This is a genomic window from Fibrobacter sp. UWB2 (assembly GCF_002210425.1).
Taxonomy (GTDB): domain Bacteria; phylum Fibrobacterota; class Fibrobacteria; order Fibrobacterales; family Fibrobacteraceae; genus Fibrobacter; species Fibrobacter elongatus.
On sequence record NZ_MWQK01000004.1, the window covers coordinates 258934 to 284001 of the forward strand.

The window sequence follows — 25068 nt, forward strand, 5'->3', positions numbered from 1 at the left end:
TTTTCTTATTCTTCCGTTAAACTATTTGCCCTGCGCAAAAGTTTTTAAGCGTTCACGTCCTTCTTGACAGCTGCGGCCTTTGCCTTTCTGTCTTCGTCCATACGCTTCGCTCTCATTCTTCTTTCATCCTCATAGTTCGGAGCGAGGATGTTGTTCTTGGCTTCTTCGTCCATCTGAGACCATTCCTGTTCTCCATGAACATCGAGCTTGCGATCCACCAAACGACCGGCAAGTTCCACGTTCTGGCCACCCTTACCGATAGCCTGAGCGAGGTTTTCGTCATCCACGATGATCACGATACGGTCCGTATCCGGAACCGGGAACATCTTGAGGACAGATGCCGGAGCCAAGGAACGCTGAACGAACACGTCGAAGTTTTCGTCCCAGTGAACGATATCGATACGTTCGTTGCCGAGTTCGCGGACAATCGTCTGCACGCGAGCACCCTTCATGCCGACGCAAGCGCCAACCGGGTCAATCTTTTCATCGCGAGAGTAAACAGCGATCTTTGCACGGCGATTCTTGGAGTCACGGGCAACAGCCTTGATTTCGACAGTGCCTTCGTAGATTTCCGGAACTTCCTGACGGAGCAAAGCCTTGAGGAAGTCGGCGTTGGATCTAGACAAAATAACCTGAGCACCGCTCTTCGTAGATTCTTCCACGCGAGCAATCACAGCCTTCACAGAAGCGCCCTGAGTCAAGCGTTCGTGCGGGATCTGTTCGCGAGCCGGGAGTTCAGCTTCAATCTTGTTACCGAGATCGACGATAACATTACGTTGTTCCAAACGAAGCACCGTACCGTTGATGATCGTACCGATGCGGCTGCGGTAGATGTCCATGATGCGCTGGCATTCGGCACTGCGGATGTGCTGGGTCAAGAGCTGCTTTGCAGTCTGGATTGCCTGACGACCAAAGGAGGAGGTCGGGAGTTCCATATAAAGGCTGTCGCCTGCCTGAGCGTCTTCGTTGAAGTCGCGAGCTTCATCGACGAGCATGTAGCCTTCGTCCATTTCAGCCACTTCGTCGGCTGTCATGTTCGGGTCGTAGTCCGGATAGTCATCAACAACTTCGACGTTCAGGAACACATGGACTTCGTTGGTTTCCATGTCGATATCGACGTTAATCTTCTTTTCGATGTGCAGATACTTGCGGGCCGCAGAAATAAGAGCCTTCTTGAGGGCGTCCAAAATCACGGAATCATCGACACTCTTGTCTTCAACGACTTCCTTGAGTACGTCGAGCAAGTTTACTTTCGGTTCGTTCTTCATATAGTTGACCTTCCTATTTAATTTCTACTTCGACCTTGGCCGAAAGCACTTCGGACCGCGGTATGACGATTTCGCCGGCATTGCCCTTAAGCTTGAGCGTCAGATTTTCTTCGTCGGCATTCAAAAGTTCACCAGTCACTGGCTTGCCCGTCGAGCGTGTCACACGGAGCAGGCGCCCCTTGTTGCGTTCAAAATCCGCCATAGACTTGAGGGGGCGGTCTATTCCCGGAGAAGAAACTTCAAGCGTATAAGCGCCCTCGATCAACTCGGGATCCAGGTCCAGCGCATCCGAAAGGAAATGACTCACGTTCGTGCAGTCATCGATAGTAACACCTTCGGGCTTGTCGATAAAGATTCGCAATGTCTTGCGTTTGCCAGCACGGAACACATCAGCTTCTACAAGCGTAACAGATGCGGACTTGCATGCATCGGCAATGAGAGAATTCAGTTTTTCTTGGGCGACCAAATAAACCTCTTACAATAAACGGCGTTCGTATTCGGGCCCGAATCCGGCTCGTTCAAGCCAAATTTGAACCCACGAACGTCAGTACATACCAAATAGAGAAATTTTTTTGCCCTTAGGCAACCGCCTTAATTGACTTTGGCGTCAATTAGCGCAATTTTCATCGTCCCCGTCCAACTGATACGGTTCACCAGGAACGAAGGTAAAAGACGGAGGCAAGGACATCGAGAAATCAGAGATTTCAGTTTGGCGGTTTGCCACAAAGAAATGCAAATGATGAGTGGATCCATCCGCCCAGCCCGTATCATCGGCAGCCCCTCGGCAATTCGAATACATGGCCAAAGGCTCCCCAGCATGGCAACCATGATTATTCTGGGCAAGCGTCTGTAATTTTACGCTACCCGGAGCAGGCAAGTGCGTACCGCCCAAATCAATCACCAGAACGCCATCGACAAACACCCACAAGTCACCACTACTAATAAACTTTAACTCTTCAGGTTCCGGCAACTGGTTTGAGGACTTGTACTGGAAAGCCGTGTACCCCACCATGGTAAAGCCATAATTGCGCAAGTGTTGCAAACCGAGAGCTCCATTCATTATAGTAGCCTGCAAAGCGGCACTATGTCCGGAACCTTCAGAATTTACAGCACGCGGACCACCCGCATTAAGCCAATCTGCACAAAGCTTAGCGGTACTCTGACCGTACAAATCCTGCTGAGTCGAAGCATACTGATACCTGTAAGGCGGGCAGAATATAGAGAGCGACTGAGGTTCAAAAATATCACAAAAACCCTTCGGCTGGATAGTTTCAAGACAAGATTTTGCACTCACCCATTCTCGATTTACCGGGTTCACGCTATCAAGCGGGAAGAACCCGCCATTGTTGGAATTATAATCATAAACAAAGTAATTATTTTCTTCCGTAGACTTCGGAAGCTCAAAGACCATATTGACACGCTTATTCACAGAAGGAACATCGGCAAACCACTGGTCCAAGTTTTTATTGTCGCAACGTTCATTCAGCTTTTTAATGGCAACGCCTTCATACATATCGGGAGTTCCATTGTCATTCACCTTAAACTGCAAATAAGGATCCACCATCCCCGGTGTATAAACAACCGGATTTGCCCAGTTATTTTTTCCGCCAGGGCACTTTGTACCATTCACGTTTTCAAGAGCATTTTTGTAGCCGCGAAAATGCTTAAGCCCAGATAATGCAGTCACAGTCTCAGCACATTCCCCATATTCTAGGACCGGGCCTGCAGAAACCTGTTGCAAATACGGTGGCAAAGCAGGATTCACCTGCATAGGCACCCCATCAACGCCAATTTGAGCCCCCACGCCCGCACTTTCGAAAGAGTACATATTGCCGCACGTGTTGTGGTAAGCCGCAGCCGCATACCATTCTTCATCAAAGCCAAAAGCTTTCATGGTAGCACCAGTCTGGGTCACATAGTTATAGATATCCTCCATATGCTCAACCGATTCTTCCGAGAAGTTTTCGAAATCTGAATGATTCTGCTGAAAATCGCGTATAACGACATCTAAATTAAGCAAAGAAGCATCAACGACAGCCTCTTCTTTTGTGAGAGCATTGGCCCCATCCGTAGGACAAGTCGTTTTTTGCTGAGGTCCATTAACGAAACCTTCTGGCGCAGGATCATCTTCTGCACAAGCGGCCAAAAGCACCATCATTGGCACAATTAAAGCCAAATTTCTTTTATTTCTATTCATTTTTCCTCCTTATTATAGCCATAAAAGTTTGTTCTTAAAATAATAAATTTTTTTGCCAATATGCTATATGGCACTCCATTGGAGTGCATATAGCTCAGCTCGGTCATGCCAACAAGTAAACTTGTTGTCGCGACGCTCGCTTTATACTATATTTAAGATATGGCTTACGTACTTCTCATCCTTATCAGCATCGGCGGGCTTGCGCTCTGCGGTTTTTATCTCAAAAAGAACATTATCCGAATCAAGGATAAGAACAAGGATGAACCCAATAAGTACAAGAAAATCTGGAACTACGTGCCGACCGGACTTTGGTATGGCTACCTGATTTTGTTCTTCGCCGGCCTGACCATCAACAACACAATTTTTTAGTTGTTGGTCAATAGTCGTTAGTCAGTAGTTGTTAGAAGACGCAGTTGTCCTAATTCTTCTCTAGTAACTAGTAACTTAGAACTAGTAACTAAAAAAAACTAATAATACACTTTCTGGGCTTCGAGCCAGCGTTCGTACAAGAACAACGCAATAAAGTTCTTTCCGTCGATAAACTGATGGGCCGCCTCTTCGTAAGGCAAGACTTCAGTGCGGATCCATTCGTTCTCGTCGGTGTAAGTTTGGTTCTTGCCATCCATCGCATTAAGCTCTTCGCGGGTCACGCTACGTTCAATTGCGTAAAGGCGGATGCGTTCGTCCAAAAGTCCGCAGCTTCCAGCAAAGCCGTCGCTTTTACCCTTGTACCAGAAATCCATCAAGTCAATAAGCTCAGAATCTTTTGCCTTGATTTGAGCTTCTTCTTCGAGTTCCGAGAGCGCCACCTTGCGGAAGTCGCCCGACCAGTCGAGAATCCCCGCCGGAATTTCGAGCGAAGCTGTTTCAGAAATGGCGAATCGCGGTTGGCGCACCAGGAGCAAGTATCGCTTGCCTTCGCAATGAAGCACGACGAGCACACCCACAGCATGGCCACGCACAAGCACAATCCCGTGCACAGGCTTTCCATCCGGCAAAAAAGCGGTCGCATTCAGCTTGATGAACAGCGGTTCATGGCGCTTGCTAAAGAAGTCGACTGAAGCAAAATGCACCTTCGTGATGTTGAACTTTTTCTCGGACGCTTCAAGCCACTGCTTGTAAATCTTACTATTGAGAATTATCGGCTTGTCTTCTTCTGCAATTTCGGCAGCAAAGGTATATTCAATCATTTTGACTCCGTCGAATCGACTTTAAGCGTATCGCGAGCGATCGTCGCCGATTTCCAGACTTTATACAAACTATCTACAGATATTCTATCTTCGGATTCAACCACAAGGCTATCCGTCGAAAGGTTAATGGCGACCCAATCCTTCTTTGTCGCAGGGCCACAAGAGAGTTCGCTTTCATCGGGCACAAAAAGTTCACGCAAGAAAGCCATTTTTCCGCCATAATAAATTGACGAATGAGAAAATCCATTTACCATTGCGCACGAAGGAATTTTCTCAATATAATACGTACTCGTATGCCAAACGGTATCCAATCGTTCCATCACCTTGCCAAGCGCGGTCGAATCGTATTCCCACTTGGAATTAAGGCAATAAGTAGAATCTTCAGATGCACAAGCATAACGCACAGGAACAAGGGCGGTATCGCTAGTCTTCCAGGACGTCGGATAAACGGTATCGGCAACAACGTCATTGCACATGTCCACGCGCATCGTGCAGTTTGCACGCAATGTTCTCCAATAGAACTTCTGCGGAGTCAGCGAATCAAGCATGCGCAAAATCGACGGGGATTCTTTTGTCCGTAGCGGAAGCGATTCCGGTTCTGCAAAAGCGGAATCCACAAAAATGCGGAACGTATCAAGTTCCAGCTTTCCACGGCGAAGCATAATGGAATCCAGCAAAGAATCTGCATCGTTCTTTACGACAATCTTCGTAATTTTCGAAGAGAGCTCATTCGTCATGCGCTTGAATGTCGTATCCGGGCGATACATCGGAGACGAGCAATCGTCCGTATTCACCTTGAAGTTCACCTCCGGCGCAAAGACAAGCACGGAATCCTCAAAGGAGTAATTCAGGTCAATGGAAGTCAACGAGCAATTCGAAAACGACCAGATATTGGAAAGCGTAATATAGAGCGTATCCGAAACCAAGTGAATCGCTCTGCCCGAATCAAGCTTTGCTCCAAGAAAATAGCCCTTGCCTTCGACCAATTCTCCATTGGGCATCACCGGGAGCGGGCCATCGCCATCCTGAGCGCACGAAGAAAAAAGCGCCACTAGCGCAAGCAACCAATATACAGGGAACAACAAAGCACGCTTCATATAAATTTACTCAAAATGGCAGATTCTTTTTAAAAATTGCAATTTGCGCAGAGTCCACCGGATGCGTCGCCTTGTAGAAATCTTTCCAACGAACGAACAAGCCATTCTGGCGAACGGTCAAAAAGAACGAAGAACTGTCCTGCGGAGAGAGGCGCCCCACCGCATCCTTAAAATCAAGCGTCTTGCCGACAACAGGAGCCATCTTCCACGACCCAATGCCAAACATGCGCGAGGTAATTCCGTTTCCGTGATTGAGTTCTACGAACATGCCAAGCGAATCCTTCCCCGCTTCAAGCACAACGCCCGGAAGCACAGGGTAAATCGGAGCTTCGCCAAGTCCCTTGAATAAATCAGCCGAGAGCAACTGTTCCAAGCCTTCGAAGTCAAAGTTGTCTACAATCGCAAGGGCAGACCATCCAAGCGGCACGTGCGGACACGGCCCCGGGAAAAGGCAGCCCGTCTTGCTCGAAATCCAGACCTTCGAAGAATCCTCACGCATCATGTGCAAAAAGACATTCCGTGTAGAATCTTCAAGCACAACCAAAAGCGCATCCCCAAAATCTTTCTTGGATGCCACCCAGTGAATCTTGGCGCCATCGCTTGCCAAATTTTTCACATAGCGCAAGAACGTATTCGGAAGCATCAGGGAATCTGTCACAATCCAAGAACACTGCGCATAATCATTCTTGAGCTCAAACGGCGTACCGTCATACGACGTACAGCCCGCAATCCAGTCTTCGACAGCCGGAGGAGCAGGTTCTTCGTTCCCAGGAAGCGGAAGCATATCCACAAGCTTGTGGAACCAGCCATTCGTATAGGCGACGACAATCAAGGTAAAGACTATGATAATCCTTATCAGCGGGAATTTTCGGCTTTCCCGCATTCTTCTTCTTTTTCCTTGATACTCAGAAAACTCTACAGCCATCGGTTACAGGATTAAATAAGAGACAACAGCAATTACAATCAGCAAAAGTACAATCACAGCGACAAGGGAACCCTTCGAAGACGGAGTCTCGTCCACAAGCGGATTCTTGTCCAGGATTTTCGGCTCCACGACAGGAGCAGCCGGAGTAACAGGAGCAGTCGGAGACTCTTGCGTGGCAGGAACTTCTTGCACGGCAGGCGTTTCCTGTGAAGCAGCTTCTGCAGGTTTCTCGACTTCAGCCGGTTTAGCCGGTTCTTCGGCAACAGACTTTTCGGCCTGTTCGAGGGCGCTCGCCTGCTGTTCAACCGGCAGGAATGATGCCATTTCGTCAGCGCTCACGAAAATGCGGATAAAGCGCTCGAGCCCGACCTTTCTCAAGCTCCTCGCCAGCGATTCGCGGTCGGCAAGAACTGCAAACGTTCCGTTGCGCTTAGAAAGTTCCTGATGGAACTGCATAAAGGCATTGTACGCATCGCTGTAAACAAAATCAATGCCCGTCAAGTCCACGCCGATAAACTTGGCATCAGCATTAGCTGCAAGAACATCGCGGAAACTAGCCTTAAACGTTTCGGCATCAAAAGCACCAATCGGATTGAGCGGCGCCGGAAGCAAAAGGAATAAACCCACACTTTTTGAATCAGCCATCTTAGAATCCCCTATTCCAAAATTTCATCATCAGTTTCAACAATCGGAGTCGGTTGTGTAGGAGCTACAGCAGGAGCAGCAGGCACCACAGGCTTAGCATCTTCTGCCGGAGCCGCAGTAGCAGGCGCCGTTTGAGTCGTCGGCGTTACCGGTGCGGCAGGAGCCGAAGGCACTGGCGAGCTTTCCGGGACCTCATTCACCGTAGGTGCGGCCGGCACAGGCGTTTCCTGTATGCTTTCTTCTACAAAATCTTCGACCGGCAAATCTTCCGGTTCCTCAGTCACCAACTTCTTTGTAGTTGCAGTCTTGTTCGTGTGCCCAGATTCCTTCGGCTTGTGTCCAAAGAGATACGGGCTAAAGTTCACGCTCACGCGATGCACCGGCGAGAACACCGGATGAGATTCAAAGGCGTAATCCACTTCAAGGAAGTTTGCAATCGTAAGACCGGCACCCGCCGTCACGCTCTTGAACGTGGTAAAGCTGCTTAAACCAACGCGCAACTTGAGGCCAAAGTCAAATGCAAATTCCACACCGCCATGACCGCCAGACAGCCAGTCCAGAGGATTTTCCCAAATGCGTTTGCCGTTAGTATCGGTTTCAAAATCCAAATCTCTAGCTTCACGATGGAAAAGCCCTGCACTCTGCCAATAGAAATTGAACTTGCCGTACAGGTAGTTCACAGGCAAGCCATAGCTCAAGGCCAAATAAAATTCCGGTGAAGAATATTCAAACTCGCCCGATTCCCAGGAGGTGGCCGACGAGGTCCAGCCCTTCAAGAGACCGGATACATAAAAATCGTCCTTGATCTGGTAACGAGCGCTAGCATCGCCACGGAAACCCCAGCCACTCTGGTCCATATCACGATACAACACATGGAACGCAAGGCCCAAGTCCAAGCGGTCTATAATGCGGCGTCCCCAAGCGACAGAGAAAACCCAGTCTGCAATCGAAAGCGTGTTGTAATCCGTACCTTCCGGCAGCGGGTCGCCTTCACGGATGTACGGGATGTCGTCTGCACCAAACCTGGAGAACGAAACGCCTAAGCCCTGATGACCCGGGAGCGGAATCACCATCGATGCATAATCGTACTTGGTATCTTCGTAATAAGCCGTATGCGAGAACGAAGCCCACATGTATTTGGCCTGAGAAAGCTGGTATGCATTGGTGCCTAGCCCAAGATAATCACCTTCGACCGCCAAAGTTGCAGAACCCAAGGCCGCAGAACGCGCACCCGGTTCAATATCAAGAGTAGCATTCGCACCCACAACGCGGTCGGCCGCAAAAGAAGTCGACACAAGCGCACAGGCAAGGAAACAAGTCCTGAGAGATATAAATTTTTTCAAAAAAGACATTTGGTGACAACTAAAATAGATATTTTTCTTTTTGAAAACACTTTAAAAAAATGCTTTTAGACGAATACATCCAAAATTTCCTGATATACTTGCAAACCCAGCGCAGGTATTCCGAAAGAACGGTCATTACGTACCGAAAATCGCTCGAAAAATACCTCGCCACGCTCGACGGGAATGCACCACTCGAAGCATTTTCCGAAATGAACGTCAAGGCCTTCGTGTGGGATTTGAAAATCAAGCAAAAACTTGCGCCTACAAGCATCTGCGAGCACCTCGCCGCTCTGAAAAGTTTTGGCAAGTACCTCGTCCGTTCCAAGATTTTGCAAAAGAATCCCGCCGAAGCGGTCCCCATGCCCAAGCGCCCCAAGCGCCTCGTCGCATTCCTCGGTCAAAAGGACCTCGCCGAAGAGAAATTCCCTGAATTGCCCGAGAATCCGACGCTCCCGCAAGTCCGCGCACGTCTTTTGCTCGAACTCATTTACGGTTCGGGACTTCGAATTTCGGAATGCCAGAGTCTCTGCTGGAATCAATTACAGACAAAAGAAAGACTAGTCCGAGTGATTGGTAAGGGCAACAAGGAACGCATCGTCCCGATTACAGACACGCTAATATCTTGGCTCGAAAAATTCAGGGCCGTTGAAATTGAAGCAGGGCACACGCCAACAATTACAAGCTACGTGTTCTTGAGCGAAAACGGAAAGCCCTATGACATCCGCACTCTCCGGAACGACATTCACAACTTGTTGCGAGATATCGGCTGGGAAGGGAAAGCGAGCCCGCACGTGCTGCGCCACAGCTTTGCCACGCACCTGCTAGAGAACGGTGCCGAAATCATGAGTGTCAAGGAAATGCTCGGACATTCGAACATTTCCACCACGCAAATCTACACGCACGTGAATGCCGAACGCCTCAAGCAGGCCTTCAAGAAAACGCACCCGCGCGCTTAGCACACTACTAGAAGAAGCTTCCCTTCACGCCAACGGCGATGGTCCACTGCTGACCGATATCGCTCCAGTCCGGAGCGTTCCACTTCTTCATCGGCTTTTCGCTGTATTCATTCTGAGCATTTGCGCCACCCGCCTTGTCATGAATCGGGAGCGAGAACGCAAGGAACACCGGGAAGTCCGGGTTCGAGAATTCCAAGCCGTACACAAGAGCCAACGACCAAGCCTGGTGATCCGGGTCCGGTCTCGGGTCGTAAGTACCTTCAGATTCAGAAGAAATCCAGGCTACGCCAAGCGGAATCGAGAAATTCACGCCAAAGGACTGCACAATGCCCGAACGACCACGATAGCCATAAGCGACAGAACCGCCAATAGACGGCGGAGTGAATGCGCCAAGGTCATTTTCGCCATACGGCTTAAAGCGGTAATTGAAACGGTCACCATGTTTCTTGATGTCCTTCCAATAGCTGTCGTTGAACTCATTCTCGCCCGAGAACAAGTGCATCGCAAACGGGTGCGTATAGCTCAAGCTGTAAAGCCAAATGCCCTTGTCCGTATCGCGGCTGTAATCCCATCCAAGCGTAAACGAGTAAAGGCCACTCCCCTTCTGGAAACTGCTCGGCAAGATTTCCTTACCACCATCCTTGCCACGCTTGACATCGTACTGTCCCGTCGGAATCGTAAGCGATGCCGAAAGCGAAGCCGCACCGCCACTGCCAATCGTCTTCGAGAAATCGAACGAGATATCGCCAAGGCCGCCTGTAGTGCGGTCCGTCGGAGTCTGGTTACTGCGATACTGCACTTCGCCCTGATGACTCATGAACGGAATCGTCACGCCCACCTTAGTATCCCATGTCGGCTTGATTGAGAAATGCGGATTCACCGTAAAAGCAGAAAAATTCTGCCCCACATTATACTTTGTAAAAACTTCCGCTTCGAGATAACCGCCCGAAACGCCCTGGCCAATCCACTTGATGCCATCGCCAGAACCGCCACCGGAACCGCCTGCACCGCAACCACCAATGGATTCCCACGGAGTCGCAGGTGTCACAGGGGAATTAAAGCCTGCGTAAAAAGCAACCGCAGCGAGTGCGACAAGAGAACACCCCTTAATCAAAAAATTCTTCTTCATACAGCACCTCACGGAAGCTTAAGCAAATAAGCGTACTTATACCCCGTCGACAGGAACTTGCCATCGGGAGAACGTCCACCAATCATCGGGACCGGTGCAAGTTCAACATTGTCGTCAACCCATTCTACCAACTGATTGCCCGTAGCGCCCGCCTTCAAGCGAACTTCACGCATGACCGTACGTCCGGCAGAACCGTCCTGAGCGGCAGAATTATCTAAATGAATCTTATTGTAGTATGTGGCCTGTGTAAATTCCGTCCAAACCACAAAAAGGCGGCCATCCGATTCAAACCAGTGCGGCTGAGCCGGATCCGACTTCATGTCCTTCGTACGGGGAATTTTGACAGCTTCCGCATCCTTAGAAAGTTCCTGGATATAGGCTTCCCAAGTATCTTCCGATTTTGTCATCACGTTATACACGACAAAATTTCCATCCGGCGAAATCATCGGGCTTTCTATCTTCCAGTTACTGCGATCTGCAGGCTTTTTAAGCTTAATCGCCTTCGACTTTCCGCCATTGGCATAGTCGATAAATACGATATTTTGCGGGTCACCATCCGAACCATCGGCATAAGTCAAGCGCACATTCTTCGTACCAAAAAAGCCTTCAACGGTCGATTCATCGGCGTCTTCTTCAACCTTTGCCGCAGGGTCTACCCAAACATGCGGAGTCGCCTGTTCAATAATGCCCTTGTCATAGAACCAGAACTTTTTCTTATCCGACGTACGGGCCGCAAAAATGCCGTAATCCAGAACGTCACCACAGGTTCCGTTTCCTTCGATACCAACGCCACGCAACGCAACGACGAAATTCGGATGGGTACTCCATTCCGGGTCCTGGAACTGGCATTCGCCCTTGTCCTTATCGATCATCAAGTACCACTTCACATTATTTGCGGTATCCGAAATCGTCAAACGGTCGTGCTGTTTCACATCAGTCACAGAAAATCCGTCATCATGGCTATTGACTTTAATCTTGCTAAAGTTGAGCCACAGCATCGAGGCCGGGAATTTAACCGTATCCTGAGAAATCGACGGGTTGCAAATTTGCTCACTTCCGTTAATGGAGTAAATCGTTCCCATTTCGGAACTGGTTTGTTTTTTGGAATCATCATCCAGAGATTCAGCCTCGAACGGCTCGGGGCTATAGCACGCCAAAAGTGCAAAGGTCGAAAGACCAAGGAGTAAAGACTTCTTATTCATCATCTTGTAATATAACAAGAATTAGAACTTAGAAGTTAGAACAGGGAGCTGAGAGATGGGTTTTGACTCATTAGTTCGGAGTTAGGAAGTCGGAATTAGGAATTACAAGTTACTAGTTATTAGCTAATAACTAATGACCATTTACCAATGACCAACGACTAACAACTAACCACCCTTTCGCGCTTTCTTGAATTTTTCGCGGATCAACTGCAAATCGTGCTGGTAGGGGTTCCGCACGAAATCGTCAAAAGCCCAAGCCGTCGGGTGGAAAACGCCCTTCGCATACGTCAATAGCATGTCGAGCCACACACCCTTGCCCGCATAGAGCTTGAACGGACCACGTTTGTAGCTCGGGAGAACCACCTTGTCCATGTCCATATAACCAATGTCGATATTCACATGGCGCAGTTCAGGAGCCTCAGCCGATGCGGTTGTGAGTTCCAGCGCATTGCTGCGTTCCTTTTCTTCGGCAATCGTCTCCGGCGGGATTTCCTTTTCAAAGGAGACTACTCCACGATACAGGTCATCACCCATCTCGGGCTTGTAGTAATCCGTCTTGTCAAACGCAAAGAGACGCCCTTTATGGCGTATCGGACCCCATGTCTTTTCCAATAGTTCAATAACGTTCGGGTCCCATTCAGAGCCCTTTTGCAACACAAATGCTATCAGTTGCGCATTTTCAGAAAATTGAGAAGCTTTCATTTTTTTAATGCGGGATAATCATCAACGTCGATCGGATTAGTTCCATCTGCTGTGCTGTAAAAGTAGCATTTTCATAGCCGTCGACCGTCACCGGGAACATGATGTTATCCAAATCCGGGCAGGTATAAATACTGGCCTTCACTCTAGATGCCACGCCCTCTCTCGCACAAGCTCCACGAGAGTCAATAGCATCTTCCGCCGCCTGCTTGTAAAGACCGCTATTTAAGATGTATTCACAGAACGGCGTATCCGTCAGCCCATCTTCGATATTCGACAAATCCCCAGAAATATCCGAAGGGACAAAGCCACTCAAATTGCTGAGATTCAAATCGCGCCTAGTCGTCGAAGTATGCCGAAGTCCAAAGGCATGGCCAGTCTCATGTATAGCGGTCAAGGCGATACTGTTCGAAGAGAGAAGTTCATACTCACTTGGCGATTTACGGACATGCGTACCTATAACGACCGAGTTTTCCCGACCCGAGCCAAGTACGCCCGCAAACAAATGAGAAAATCCCATGATGTCATTGGCGCCAATGCTATGGACAAGCATAATATTCAATGAACTCTGAAGCTCTTTTTCGGGCCAGTCAGCGAGGTCGCTCACAAACACATCTTCCGAACTCATACCGGCAACCCAAGGCTGATTCGCCGGATATAAAGAGCCTAAAGTCGGATGGTTATGGGCATAGCGCACATACAACGTATCGATGGTCACACCATAATATTTCTCACGGAAAAGCTTTAGCATGTAATTTGCCAATTCATTGGTATTCATGCCGTCAAGCGTATTTTCCATAGCGCCCACAACAATCAAGTTTATCGAGAAATGGTCACTATTAGTCCCAATTCCAGTTAAACTTATGTTATTTACAGTACCCTTATAATATTCCCCATTGACGCCAAGCGATGTAAACCAAACCGACATTTTATTCTCTCCACAAATAAAGGAGTAGACATAGCGGTTTCCGACAACTGTTGGCAACAAGGAGCGCACTTTGGTAAAGCCCAGGCGACCTTCCACGCCCTTGATATTATACGTACGGAAAAGTTGTAATTCAGGAATCGGTTGCGAAGGATCTATATCAAAAGAAAGCGTGTATGATGCCCCCGGATGCAAATAAAGAGCAATTCCACGGGCCAAATTTGCCGCCGCAGAATCGTTTTTTGCCATATCGTTGGGGTAAAGCCTGTAGTCAATCGAACGACTCGTATCGGGCGGAAGAATTCTTTCATCGTCAGCACTGACCGTTTCTGAGCACGACGTAAAAAAACACCCGCACAAGACGCACAAAAGCCCCAGGAACCACACTTTTTTACAAAAATTTTTCATAAAACCCAAGTCCAAACACTCCTAAATCGCGTGTATAAAAATAGACACCCACTTAAAATACAAAAGAATTACGAAAATGAAAAAAAATATCAAAGAAAAAATATTTATCGCATTTAAGGACCTTTTAGCCCCACTTGATGGCAAGCCAGCCCTTGTAAGCGCATTGGCCGTAGCATCAACAATTATAGCCCTAGATGAGCCCCAAATGGCCATTTTTATGCTAGGAACGCTATTTTTACTCACGCATTTCTTCAGGCGGCACATCCAATGGGTGATTTTAGTGTCTTTAGCGGCAGGAATTATCGCCCATGAGGGGTTTCCGGGGATTTTGGAACCATCGAACGAGCAATTTGTGAGCGAAATAGTCGGCAAAAGCGATGCCGTGAGCATCGAACGCCCGGTATTAACCGAGCGTGAGTGCGAGAGCGAGGCGAAGAAGGAGTCCCCGACATGCATAAGAGCCGAGCGGTCTTATGAGGGCAATTCTAGCTGCGGGAAAGTCGAATCAAGGCTCCCACGTCCCAAAGGGACGGCGTTTATCATCAACGTTACAAGTTATGCCGAGGATGCTGCTATAGGAAAAGCAGAGGAAACAGCTCGCGAGAGTGCGCACGAGAATGCGCGCGGGGCGTATAAAGTGCGCCTGACCGAAAAACGCAACTTGCCGGACCTCCCTTTGCCCGGGGATTCCATCTGTTTTGAGGCTTCATGGTACCCCGTGACGCCACCGAGCGTTCCCGGCGCTTTTGACACGCAAAACTGGCTAAAATCGCAAAATTTGGCCGCTTATGGCAAATTCAAGCATTGGGAAGCATACCCCGGTGATTGGACTTTCGAACGGAGCTTTTTTAAGTTCCGGCAATTTATGCAGGCGAGATTCGCAAAGTACCTCGACCCCGCCGAAACGGGACTCTTGATGGGGCTTTTGGCAGGGGACCGCTCGGGGATTCCGGAAGTGCTGCGTAGCGATTTTCAGCGGTCGGGGCTTGTGCACGTGCTTGCAATCAGCGGATTTCACGTGGTTTTGCTCGCAGGAATGCTCATGATTTTCTTGAAAGCGACCGGACTTCCGCATAAAGCGGTAACCATCATTGCCGTCACACTCCTTGCAATTTACGTTCCCGTCACGGGAGGCTCGCCAGCAGTTCGCCGTGCGGTCATGATGTTCGCCATCCCGCAAATTGGCACTTTATTCGGGAAACCCGCGAATACACTTAACAGCTTAGGCGTCGCTTTACTCCTTATCATCTTGCCAGAGCCTGGCGTCATCTGGAATCCGGGATTCCAACTTTCTTTTGCCGCGACCGCAGGGATTATCATCGGCACGCCACACAACCCGACAAAGTTTTTGCCCGACAGTTTCAAGCAAAATAAGCTTTGGCAAAAGATTCAAGCATTCGCCATCGATCCGACTTACGTTACACTCTGCGCCACACTCGCCACAGCGCCGTTCCTGATTCATCATTTCAAGACGCTTTCGCCGTTCGCATGGTTCGGAAACATCATCATCGTGCCTGCCATTTCGCTCGGCATGCAGGCGGGGCTTTTCGCACAGCTCTCGCCCATTGACTTTATCTGCGGAACGTTCTGTGCTGCCGCGAGATTCTTTTTGCGATTAGCATCGCTATTGACGCGAATTCTTTCGGATTCTGCGGCCGCCTCGATGACCGTCGGGCCATTCTCGCCAGCGGTACTGCTTGCGCTCGGAATCTTGATTTTACTTTTGCCGATTTGCTACAAGAATTACATCGCCCGCAAGTATGCATTTTTATGCGTTTTAGTCGCCGCCGCATTATTTGCATTTGAAAGCTACTGCGAAGTTCTGCACCCATCGTGGACGCTCACGACCATCGATGTCGGGCAAGGCGACAGCCACCTCATCAAGGCGCCATCCGGCAGATATTTTCTCGTGGACGCAGGCGACAACAGCCGTCAAGATTCCGGCAAAGACATCATCGTACCATTTTTGCACCACATTGGTGTGAGCAAACTCGATGCGCTCATCATCACGCACCCCGACAAGGACCATTTCGGCGGAGCGCTTTCGCTATTGAAAATGTTCCCCGTCAAGGAACTTTGGACAAGCGATTGTTCTATGAAAGAAAGCAAACCCGACTGGCAACAAGTCCTCAGCGAAGCCCGCAAAAGGAGCATTCCCATCCGCAACATCCATCGCGGCATTCTATGGAAAGAGAACTACTTCGAAATGCGAACAATCCACCCACGAAACGATGTCTGCGTTGAAGCCAACGAAGGGAGCATCACACTTAGGCTCAAGGGGCTCGGACATTCAGTTGTGCTTACCGGAGACCTCACCGTCAAAGGCGAAAAAGAAATCATGAAGACAGACGCCTATCTGAAAAGCGATGTGTTGAAGCTCGGGCATCACGGTTCCAAGACATCCAGTAGCGTACCGTTCTTGAACGCAGTCTCCCCCACGTACGCCATTATCCCGAGCGGTCGCAAGAACAAGTTCCGCCACCCGCACAAGCAGGTGACCGACCGCCTCGACTCGCTTAACATTCCCTACATCAACACCGCAAAAAAAGGGACGATAACGTTCACGTTCGTCCCTGATTCCATCAGCTATACAACAATGTGGTAAACAGTTTGTCATGCCCGCCTCCGAGCGGGCACCTTCCTCTCGTGATTGCCTACTTCTTCAAGCAATCAAGTGCAGTATCGTGCAAGAGCCCGTTCGTCGCAATGCTCGTGAAGCCTTCGTAAATCGGAGCCGTCGGCTTGCCGTTTACGTCGAAGAGCTCGGTCTTACCGTCAATGGTACTGAACTTGCCACCCGCTTCCTTCATCAAAAGCGGGAACGGAGCAATATCCCACAGCGAAACAACCGGATCCACCATGATTTCGGCACGGCCAGCAGCCACGAGGTAATAACCGTAGCAGTCACCCCAGCCACGATGCAAGCGGGCGCTGCGACGGAGCTTCGTAAAGCCTTCACCAAAGCCCTTGTCTTCCATCGTATTGACCGTTCCCGAAAGCACAAGCGCATCGCTCAACTGCGACACCTTCGAAGCACGAACTTCACGGCCGTCCAAGAATGCGCCACCGCCATTCACCGCCCACACAGCGCTCTTCATTGCAGGTAAACGAATCACGCTTGCAATCGGAACGTTCTTGTGGTAAAGGCCAATCAGCGTTCCGAACAAAGGCACACCATGGATAAACGACTTAGTGCCGTCAATCGGGTCAATCACCCACTGGTATTCCGCATCCGGACTTTCAATGCCGAATTCTTCGCCAATGACGCCAAAGCCGGGAGTTTCCTTCGCCCAGAATTTACGGGCGAGTTCTTCCGTTCCCTTGTCGGCAATCGTCACGGGAGTCTTATCGGCCTTCCATTCGACGCCAACATCGTTCTGATAAAACTTGAGGATGTTCTCTTCGGCAAGTTCAGCCGTCTTAAGCGCAATCTTCAAGAGTTCCAGATTCTCGGGAGCGACACCTGCCTTTGCAATTTCGCGATTTTCCATAACAAGCTCCTAGCCGACCCACTTCTTGACAAGCGAAACGAGGAGTTCGTTTTCTTCGGGCTTACCAACCGTGATGCGGATGTGTTCCGGCATACCAAAGCTCGTAAGACCACGAACAATCATGCCGTTCTGTTCCAAGAACGAAACGAGTTCCTTGGCGCGTTCACCAATATGCACGCAGATAAAGTTTGCCTGCGTCGGAAGCACCTTGAAGCCAAGCGCACTAAGTTCGCGGTTCAAGTATTCAAAGCCAACAGCGTTGTTCTTGCGAGTCGTTTCAACGTGAGCCGTATCAGAAAGAGCTGCCACGGCAGCCACCTGAGCAGCCTGGTTCACGTCAAACGGCGGCTTGATTTTCCACATGGCGCGGACAACTTCAACACTTGCCATCGCATAACCCACGCGGAGCCCAGCTAAGCCGTAAATCTTACTGAAAGTACGGTTGAGGAACAAGTTCGGGTATTCCGAAAGCAGCGGAGCCATCTTCGGATAATCGGCAGCCGTTGCAAATTCAGCATAAGCTTCATCCAAGAACACGAGAACATTCGATGGCACTTTTGCAAGGAAACTGCGAATTTCGGCTTCGGTGTAATAGTGACCGGTCGGGTTGTTCGGGTTGCAAATGAAAGCCACGCGAGTCTTTTCGTTAACAGCAGCAGCGAGCTTATCCAGCGAAGCCTTTTCATCGCCTTCGCCAACGCCAATAAAATCGGCACCGTTCGAAAGCGTCGTAAACTTGTACACGGAGAATGTCGGCGTAATGCCCACGCAATTGTCGCCCTGGCGGATAAAGGCCTTGCCCACCATGTCGATGATTTCATCGGAACCGTTACCAATCACAATCTGGTTGGTCGAAACGCCATACATCTTTGCAATCGCATCAATGAGCTTCGGAGCATCGCCGCGCGGGTACAAGTGCAACGAATTTGCAATTTCGTGGAACGCTTCCACCGCCTTCGGGGAAGCACCCAACGGGTTTTCGTTAGACGCAAGCTTTACAACATTCTTAAGACCATAACGTTCACGAATTTCGTCGATGGACTTGCCTGGGACGTAATCGGAAAGTTTAGAAAGTTCTGGACGCGGTTCTACCACAAATACCTCCATTTTACGCGTGTAAATTTAGCTTTTACCGGGCGATTTATCTAACTTTGATGGACATGAAACGCATTCTTTGCCTACTAATCACCATTTTAGCAACAAGTTCTTTTGCATTGGACCATTTCTGGGACATGCGCTACAACTTCGGCCCCGAAAGTCGCCCGTCACCCAAGATGGGAATCGGTCTTGGCATCCGCTCGCCGTTCAATTCCGATGTCCTTTTCCCCATCAACTTCACGACACGCCTCAACAAAAACTTTGACGTTGGTGCAAAGCTCGACATCAACACTTACAATAAATTAGAAGAAACAAGGACAGCGCTTGATCTTGGCGTTCGTTACCGCTACAAACCCAGTTCCTATATCGCTTTTGACGGCTATCTCGACTTGAGCGAAACAAGCCAAAGCGCCTTGGCTTTCACCATCGGCACACAGCAGTTTATCGCCAAGTGCTTTGCCAACTACTATGAACTTCGCGCCGGCTTCCTTGATGGAGCAACCGGCAAAGACGGCTACGCAAAGTTCTCGGCATCCATGATTCCGACAATCGTTTTCGGACAAGTTCTCCGCATGTTCCTTGAAGTCACTTCATCTGCAAGTATCGGTAATCTCAAAGACGATTTCATGGTCGACATTATTCCTAAAATGGAACTTACATTCGGCGGGACGCACGTTCGTGTAGACTTCGACGTCGGCGTTATGCAAGAAAAGAACAATGATCGAAAGACCATTGCTCTTTACGTTATGACAGCATTGTAGTCTAATTACTTCACTACAAACATTCCGTCCTTGTAGTCCACGACAGCGGGCTTTGCTGCACTCACAGTGCCCGAAAGTATTGCGTGGCTCAACGGACGTTCAATGTTGCGTTCGATGTAACGCTGGATCGGGCGAGCACCGAATTCTGGCTGGTAAGCACCTTCCGCAATCGCATCAAGTGCCGCATCCGAAAGCGTAAGCACCAAGTCCTGACGGGCAGCGCGGTTCGCCAAATCCGCAAATTTGAGTTTCACGATTTCGCGAATCTGCTTCTTCGAGAGGCTCTGGAACACAAGCACTTCGTCCAAGCGGTTCAAGAATTCCGGGCGGAAGAACGCATGCAAGTCGGCTTCGACATCCGCAAGCGCAACCTGCGGCGGTTCACCGTTCTTGGCGTTAGCCGCACTCAAGCGGAACTTCTCGGCACCCAAGTTCGAGGTCATCAAAATCAAGGTGTTCTTGAAGTTCACCGTACGGCCCTTGCCGTCCGTCAAACGACCGTCATCGAGCACCTGCAACAGTGTATTGAACACGTCCGGATGCGCCTTCTCGATTTCATCGAGCAAAATCACGCAGTACGGATGCGTACGTACAGCTTCGGTCAGCTGGCCGCCTTCTTCGTAGCCCACGTATCCCGGAGGAGCACCGATCAAACGGCTAACGCTATGCTTTTCCATGTATTCGCTCATGTCGATACGGACAAGTGCGTTTTCGCTATCGAAAAGTTCCACAGCCAAAGCCTTTGCAAGTTCCGTCTTACCCACGCCCGTCGGGCCCAAGAAGAGGAAGCTTCCAATCGGCGCATTTTCACGAGAGAGGCCGCTACGGTTACGCAAAATCGCTTCGGACACGGCTTCAACAGCTTCGTCCTGGCCAATCACACGGGCATGCAGACGTTCGTCCAAGTGCAACAACTTTGCCTTTTCGCCTTCGCAGAGCTTTGTCACCGGAATGCCCGTCCAACGGCTCACCACAAGCGCAATCGTCTCTTCGGTGACTTCTTCGCTCAAGCCGCCTTCTTCGGCACTCTTGCGGAGCGCTTCGGTCTTCTGGGCCAATTCCTTTTCGATGTTCACAATCTTGTTGTACTTGAGTTCGGCAGCGCGGTTCAAGTCGTAACGAGCTTCAGCCTGTTCCATCTCGTCCTTTGCCGCCTTCAAGGATTTCTTCAAGTCCTGAACTTCGGCAAATGCGGCACGGCGATCTTGCCAGCGTTCCTGCATCTGCTTGACGGCAGCATCGGTCACAGCAAGGTCTTCACGGAGTTCTTTCAAGCGCTTGACGCTCGCTTCATCCGTTTCCTTCGAAAGCGCCTGCTCTTCGATTTTCATCTGGAGTTCCTTACGCTGTAAGGTATCGAGCGCTTCTGGGACCGTGTCCATCTGCGTTTTCACAAGGCTTGCCGCCTCGTCAATCAAGTCAATCGCCTTATCCGGGAGGAACCTATCACTGATGTAACGGTTCGAAAGTTTCACAGCAGCGACGAGCGCGTTATCGTGCAGACGCACGCCATGGTGCGCATCAAAGCCATCCTTAATGCCACGCAAGATGGAAATTGCTTCGTCTTCACTCGGTTCCGAAACCTGCACCGGCTGGAAACGACGTTCCAAAGCGGAATCCTTTTCAATGTATTTGCGGTATTCCTGAGTCGTCGTCGCACCAATGCAATGGAGTTCGCCACGAGCAAGCTTCGGCTTTAGCATATTGCCCAAGTCCATCGAGCCTTCGGTCTTACCGGCCCCCACAATGTTGTGGAGTTCGTCAATGAACATAAGCGTGTTGCCATCTTCTTCAATCGCATCAATCACAGATTTGAGACGTTCTTCAAAATCGCCACGGTACTTAGCGCCTGCCATCAAGGCAGACAAATCAAGCGCAAAGACCTTCTTGCCCTTCAACGCATCAGGCACGTCACCGCGGTAAATACGTTCGGCAAGGCCTTCGACAATAGCCGTCTTACCCACACCCGGTTCACCGACCAAGCAAGGGTTGTTCTTTGTCTTACGGCTCAAAATCAAAATCACACGGCGGATTTCTTCTTCACGGCCAATCACCGGAGAGAGCTTTCCGTCTGCCGCCATTTCCACGAGTTCACGACCGTAGAGTTTCAGCGGAGACTGTTCCTCGGCATTCGCGGCACCCGCAAACGGGTCCGAAAGCCAAGTTTCCACCACTTCGGTCGAACCGAGCGCATCTTCAAAAACCTTGGCAAGTCCACGGTCACCCGAGAACTTCATCAAGGCCACGAGCAAATCGCCCGGCGTCACCATACGGCTGACTTGACGAGCAGCCTGCACAGCGGCACGCAAGATGCGGTTCAAGTCGCTATCCGGTTCCACATCCGGGTTCACGCCTTCCATGCGCGGGATTTTCTGGACAAACGGCTCCAAACGGCCTCGTAGTTCATTCGTCTTGACGCCCTTGGACTTATAAAGTTTCTTCAGGGTTGCATCAGGGCCTTCAACAAGACCAACGGCCAAATGAGCCGCACCCAAATAAGAGTGCGAACAGCGGTCGCGCAAGCTTTGCGCCTTGGCCAAGACCTTTTCTGCATCGTTAGTAAAATCTGACATAATAGACCTTCTTTCTTTTTTTACGCCTTACCCTATGCAAACGGCGTGCCAAAACGCCCCTAGCTCCCCAAAATCGCGATTTTCAGCGAAAAAACGGCAATTCAAGCCGTTCCAAGTCCCCACCCTATTCAAAAAATAACACGCCAACGTTTCAAAAGCAACGATTCAGAGGATTTTTTTGAAACAGATTTTATAGGCGTTGTAAGTGTTGTTGCCTGTTGTAAGTGTTGTAAACCTTTACATCGGAAAAGTTCTAAAAAGCACCACCAATACTCCAATTTAAACTATTTTATGGATACAAAACCAAACATCCCATACACCAAAACAACGGCACCTCTCACGAGATGCCGTTGTTTCTTTTTTACATGCTTTTCTTGTTTTATTCGAAATGGTTTTGTACTTTACTTGTATTGACAACCCATAATACTCCAAAGCCCTCTTGCGAGGGCTTTTCCATTTTCATGGGAGTTTTCCATTTTCATTGGAAAAGAGCGCGACTACCGTCCACCAACGAGAATTTGATCGACTTTAATAGACGGCTGCCCAACGGTTACTGGCACGTGTCCCGAAGAGGCTCCGCAAACGCCTGCGGCCTGTTCAAAGTCTGTACCGACCATGCTAATGCGCGGCATGATTTCGTGGCCTTTACCGATAAGCGTTGCTCCACGGACCGGCTCACAAATCTTGCCATTACGAATGACGTAACCTTCATCGACGGCAAAGTTGAATTCACCCGTAGCCGGGTTCACAGAACCGCCAGCCATGCGGGCAGCATAAAGTCCGTTATCCACGCTTGCAATCATGGAATCAAGAGTATCCTTGCCCGGAGCGATAAACGTATTGCGCATACGGCTTACAGGTGCATACTTGTAGCTTTCACGGCGGGCACTTCCGGTGCGAGCAACACCCACTTCCATGGCGCCCACACGGTCGCTCATGTACGTTTTCAAAATACCGTTTTCGATAAGCGTCGTGCGCTGCGTCGGCGTTCCTTCGTCATCGTACTTGAGGCTACCCCACACGCCATCCATCGTGCCATCGTCAATGGCCGTAAGGCAGGGCTGGCCAATCGCTTCACCAAGCATTCCGCAGAACGGACTTGCATTGCGACGGATAGATTCCGTCTCCAGCGGATGACCGCAAGCTTCGTGGAAAATCACGCCGCCAAAGCCATTGCCCATCACGACCGGCATCTGGCCGCCTGTGATGTAACCGGCATCGAGCATGCGCAGCACGCGCTCGCCACATTCCGTTGCCAAAGCTTCTGGAGAATAATTTGCTAAAAGTTCATAACCGCCAAGTGCGCCCGGAGCTTCGTGCGTCGTCAAGCGTTCCGTGCCATCAGTTGCTGTCACGTTCACGTTTACACGCAAACGGCCACGCGTCATTTCCAGATGCAGTCCTTCGCTATTTAAAAGAGAAATCGAAGTGCAGCTGTCGGTTACGCTGGCGCCCACCTGAGCAATCTTCGGCGAGAGCGCACGGGCCGCCTTATCTGCACGGAACAAGAAGTCCTGCTTTATGGCCTGACCGAGCACGCGCGGATCCTTGTAAGCGGCCGTGTTAAAATCACAAATGCGCTTTTCAGGAGCAAATTCAAACGGCCTTGCAGCCGAGCCTTCCGCCCCCGCTGCGGCGGCAATGCGCCCAAACGCAAGCGTCTTCACAAGCTTCACGAGAGCTTCTTCTCTGTCGTCGCTCGTGAACCCGTACAGGACTTCCGTCCCGTACAAAAGGCGAACGCCGATACCGTACTCGGTACCCGCGGTCGCCGTTTCAATCTGGCGGTCCTTCAAGCCGAGGCTTGAACTGCGAGTCTCTTCTTCAAAAATTTCAACAAAGTCAGCCCCGGCACTTTTGCCGGCTTCAAAAATCTTGACGGCAACTTCCGGATTCATCCTACACCTCGCCGTTCATCTTCTTGCGCACCGGGATGCCGGCAGCAAGCATTTCGCCCTTGATTCCAGGGACCGTATAATCGCCAAAATGCACCATCGACGCGACCAGTGCCGCATCGGCACTCGTCTTGCGGAACAAGTCTACGATGTGCGCCGGAGTTCCAGCACCGCCACTTGCAATCACAGGCACTTGCACAGCCTTTGCAATCATGTCGGTAATCGTGAGTTCGTAACCGTTCTTAACGCCATCAGTGTCAATGGAGTTCAAGCAGATTTCGCCAACGCCGAGTTCCTCGGCGCGCTTTGCCCACTGCAAAGCGTCGATGCCCATCGCCTGGCGACCACCGCGGATAAACACTTCGTAACCGCTCGGAATTTTGTCCGAAACGCCCACGAACTTAGCATCCATACCAAGCACGATGCACTGGCGTCCAAACGCCTTCGCGCCTTCGGCAATGATTTCCGGATGCAACACAGCAAGGCTGTTCACGCTCACCTTTTCGGCCCCTGCGAGGAGCGCTTCGTGCATGTCGTCCAAGTTGCGGATACCGCCACCCACTGCAAACGGGATAAACACGCGCTTTGCAATCTGACGGATCATTTCCATGTCACACGGACGGTTCTCGGCACTTGCCGTGATATCGTAAAAAACAAGTTCATCGACACCTTCATCACTGTAACGTGCGCCCATTTCTACGGGATCGCCAATGTCGATATTACCTTTAAACTTCACACCCTTCGTGACCTTGCGGTTACGGACATCCAAGCAGACAATTAAACGTTTCGTGAGCATATTCCAAATGTAGAAAACTGGCAAAAGCCGTCAACAAAAAAGAGCTTGGCACACTTCCGCCCAAGCTCTTTTTAAACGCGTTTTTCCTAGCGATTAGAGATTCTTTTCGATGGCGTTCTTGAGCGTGTTCTTCGGCACGGCACCGACAACGTTACCCACTTCGACACCATTTTTGAACAACTTCATGTTCGGGATATTCGTGATGCCAAAACGAGCGCAAATGTCCGAAACACCTTCGTCATCGACGTTGATCTTTGCAACGATTGCGCGACCGTCGAATTCGTTGGAAAGTTCTTCGACCACCGGGCCCATCATCATGCACGGACGGCACCAGGTTGCCCAAAAATCAACGAGCACAAGCTGACCCGAAGAAATAACCTTGTCAAAAGATTCTGCAGTAAGATTCAAAGCTGCCATGATAATTCTCCTATTTACCGACAAAAAATATAGTAATTATTGGTGGTTGCCAC

At 50.0% G+C, this 25068-nt stretch carries 22 protein-coding genes; 4 read left to right on the top strand and 18 right to left on the bottom strand.

Annotated features, from left to right (window positions below; all coding sequences use genetic code 11):
- Nucleotides 1-44: 44 nt before the first annotated feature.
- The 3 genes from nusA to B7982_RS09300 form a co-directional block, all read right to left on the bottom strand.
- Nucleotides 45-1268: a transcription termination factor NusA gene (gene nusA, locus B7982_RS09290; protein WP_085490843.1), complete on the bottom strand. Its 1224-nt coding sequence runs from the start codon at nt 1266-1268 to the stop codon at nt 45-47.
- A gap of 13 nt (nt 1269-1281) precedes the next feature.
- A complete protein-coding gene (gene rimP, locus B7982_RS09295) occupies nt 1282-1734 on the bottom strand; it encodes a ribosome maturation factor RimP (RefSeq protein WP_014546932.1) in 453 nt (150 codons plus the stop codon).
- A 141-nt stretch (nt 1735-1875) separates the two neighbouring features.
- Nucleotides 1876-3465, bottom strand: a complete 1590-nt coding sequence (locus B7982_RS09300) for a fibro-slime domain-containing protein (protein WP_233138469.1) — start codon at nt 3463-3465, stop codon at nt 1876-1878.
- A 159-nt stretch (nt 3466-3624) separates the two neighbouring features.
- Here B7982_RS09300 and B7982_RS09305 point away from each other — a divergent pair, with 159 nt between their 5' ends.
- A complete protein-coding gene (locus B7982_RS09305) occupies nt 3625-3834 on the top strand; it encodes a hypothetical protein (RefSeq protein ID WP_088660497.1) in 210 nt (69 codons plus the stop codon).
- A 98-nt stretch (nt 3835-3932) separates the two neighbouring features.
- On the opposite strand, the gene B7982_RS09310 is transcribed toward B7982_RS09305, so the two are convergent.
- Genes B7982_RS09310 through B7982_RS09330 form a run of 5 tightly spaced genes read right to left on the bottom strand, consistent with a single transcriptional unit; the run spans nt 3933 to nt 8617 of the window.
- Nucleotides 3933-4655, bottom strand: coding sequence for an NUDIX domain-containing protein (locus B7982_RS09310; RefSeq protein ID WP_088660498.1), 723 nt, complete (start codon nt 4653-4655; stop codon nt 3933-3935).
- Entirely contained in the window at nt 4652-5752 is a 1101-nt protein-coding gene (locus B7982_RS09315; RefSeq protein WP_088660499.1) for a hypothetical protein, read from the bottom strand. The genes B7982_RS09310 and B7982_RS09315 overlap by 4 nt, the downstream gene beginning before the upstream one ends.
- Nucleotides 5753-5762: 10 nt before the next feature.
- On the bottom strand, nt 5763-6635 hold the full coding sequence (locus tag B7982_RS09320) for a M23 family metallopeptidase (RefSeq protein WP_233138470.1): 873 nt from the start codon (nt 6633-6635) through the stop codon (nt 5763-5765).
- Between the two features lie 45 nt (nt 6636-6680).
- A complete protein-coding gene (locus tag B7982_RS09325) occupies nt 6681-7322 on the bottom strand; it encodes an STAS domain-containing protein (protein ID WP_088660501.1) in 642 nt (213 codons plus the stop codon).
- Nucleotides 7323-7333: 11 nt separating this feature from the next.
- Nucleotides 7334-8617, bottom strand: a complete 1284-nt coding sequence (locus B7982_RS09330) for a hypothetical protein (RefSeq protein WP_144065947.1) — start codon at nt 8615-8617, stop codon at nt 7334-7336.
- Between the two features lie 107 nt (nt 8618-8724).
- On the opposite strand from B7982_RS09330, the gene B7982_RS09335 reads away from it, so the two are divergent.
- Nucleotides 8725-9621 carry a tyrosine-type recombinase/integrase gene (locus tag B7982_RS09335; protein WP_088660503.1) on the top strand — a complete coding sequence of 299 codons (897 nt, stop codon included), beginning with the start codon at nt 8725-8727 and terminating at the stop codon, nt 9619-9621.
- 7 nt (nt 9622-9628) lie between these two features.
- Here the strand turns inward: B7982_RS09335 and B7982_RS09340 are convergent, their stop codons facing one another.
- The 4 genes from B7982_RS09340 to B7982_RS09355 all read right to left on the bottom strand — a co-directional run bounded on the left by B7982_RS09340 (nt 9629) and on the right by B7982_RS09355 (nt 13984).
- The gene (locus tag B7982_RS09340) at nt 9629-10750 is read right to left on the bottom strand and encodes a hypothetical protein (RefSeq protein WP_088660504.1); all 1122 of its coding nucleotides are present in this window, start codon (nt 10748-10750) and stop codon (nt 9629-9631) included.
- A gap of 8 nt (nt 10751-10758) precedes the next feature.
- Nucleotides 10759-11955, bottom strand: coding sequence for a hypothetical protein (locus tag B7982_RS09345; RefSeq protein ID WP_088660505.1), 1197 nt, complete (start codon nt 11953-11955; stop codon nt 10759-10761).
- Nucleotides 11956-12117: 162 nt separating this feature from the next.
- The gene (locus tag B7982_RS09350) at nt 12118-12654 is read right to left on the bottom strand and encodes a DUF4416 family protein (protein ID WP_088660506.1); all 537 of its coding nucleotides are present in this window, start codon (nt 12652-12654) and stop codon (nt 12118-12120) included.
- A 4-nt stretch (nt 12655-12658) separates the two neighbouring features.
- Nucleotides 12659-13984, bottom strand: a complete 1326-nt coding sequence (locus B7982_RS09355; RefSeq protein WP_088660507.1) for a hypothetical protein — start codon at nt 13982-13984, stop codon at nt 12659-12661.
- A gap of 352 nt (nt 13985-14336) precedes the next feature.
- Between B7982_RS09355 and B7982_RS09360 the strand changes: the two genes are divergently transcribed.
- Nucleotides 14337-16589 carry a DNA internalization-related competence protein ComEC/Rec2 gene (locus B7982_RS09360; protein WP_233138471.1) on the top strand — a complete coding sequence of 751 codons (2253 nt, stop codon included), beginning with the start codon at nt 14337-14339 and terminating at the stop codon, nt 16587-16589.
- 49 nt (nt 16590-16638) lie between these two features.
- Here the strand turns inward: B7982_RS09360 and hisN are convergent, their stop codons facing one another.
- A complete protein-coding gene (gene hisN / locus B7982_RS09365; RefSeq protein WP_088660509.1) occupies nt 16639-17475 on the bottom strand; it encodes a histidinol-phosphatase in 837 nt (278 codons plus the stop codon).
- A 9-nt stretch (nt 17476-17484) separates the two neighbouring features.
- On the bottom strand, nt 17485-18570 hold the full coding sequence (gene hisC, locus B7982_RS09370) for a histidinol-phosphate transaminase (protein WP_088660510.1): 1086 nt from the start codon (nt 18568-18570) through the stop codon (nt 17485-17487).
- A 65-nt stretch (nt 18571-18635) separates the two neighbouring features.
- Between hisC and B7982_RS09375 the strand changes: the two genes are divergently transcribed.
- The gene (locus tag B7982_RS09375) at nt 18636-19334 is read left to right on the top strand and encodes a hypothetical protein (RefSeq protein ID WP_144065948.1); all 699 of its coding nucleotides are present in this window, start codon (nt 18636-18638) and stop codon (nt 19332-19334) included.
- 5 nt (nt 19335-19339) lie between these two features.
- Here B7982_RS09375 and B7982_RS09380 read toward each other — a convergent pair whose 3' ends face one another.
- From B7982_RS09380 to trxA, 4 genes are all read right to left on the bottom strand, one after another.
- The gene (locus tag B7982_RS09380) at nt 19340-21907 is read right to left on the bottom strand and encodes an ATP-dependent Clp protease ATP-binding subunit (protein ID WP_073423260.1); all 2568 of its coding nucleotides are present in this window, start codon (nt 21905-21907) and stop codon (nt 19340-19342) included.
- 497 nt (nt 21908-22404) lie between these two features.
- Nucleotides 22405-23805: a TldD/PmbA family protein gene (locus B7982_RS09385; RefSeq protein ID WP_088660512.1), complete on the bottom strand. Its 1401-nt coding sequence runs from the start codon at nt 23803-23805 to the stop codon at nt 22405-22407.
- Nucleotide 23806: 1 nt separating this feature from the next.
- Complete coding sequence (hisF, locus tag B7982_RS09390; RefSeq protein ID WP_014546916.1) at nt 23807-24598, bottom strand: imidazole glycerol phosphate synthase subunit HisF; 792 nt, start codon at nt 24596-24598, stop codon at nt 23807-23809.
- Nucleotides 24599-24691: 93 nt separating this feature from the next.
- Nucleotides 24692-25015 (bottom strand): thioredoxin, encoded by a 324-nt coding sequence (trxA, locus tag B7982_RS09395; RefSeq protein WP_088629436.1) that lies wholly within the window; start codon nt 25013-25015, stop codon nt 24692-24694.
- Between the last annotated feature and the right edge of the window lie 53 nt (nt 25016-25068).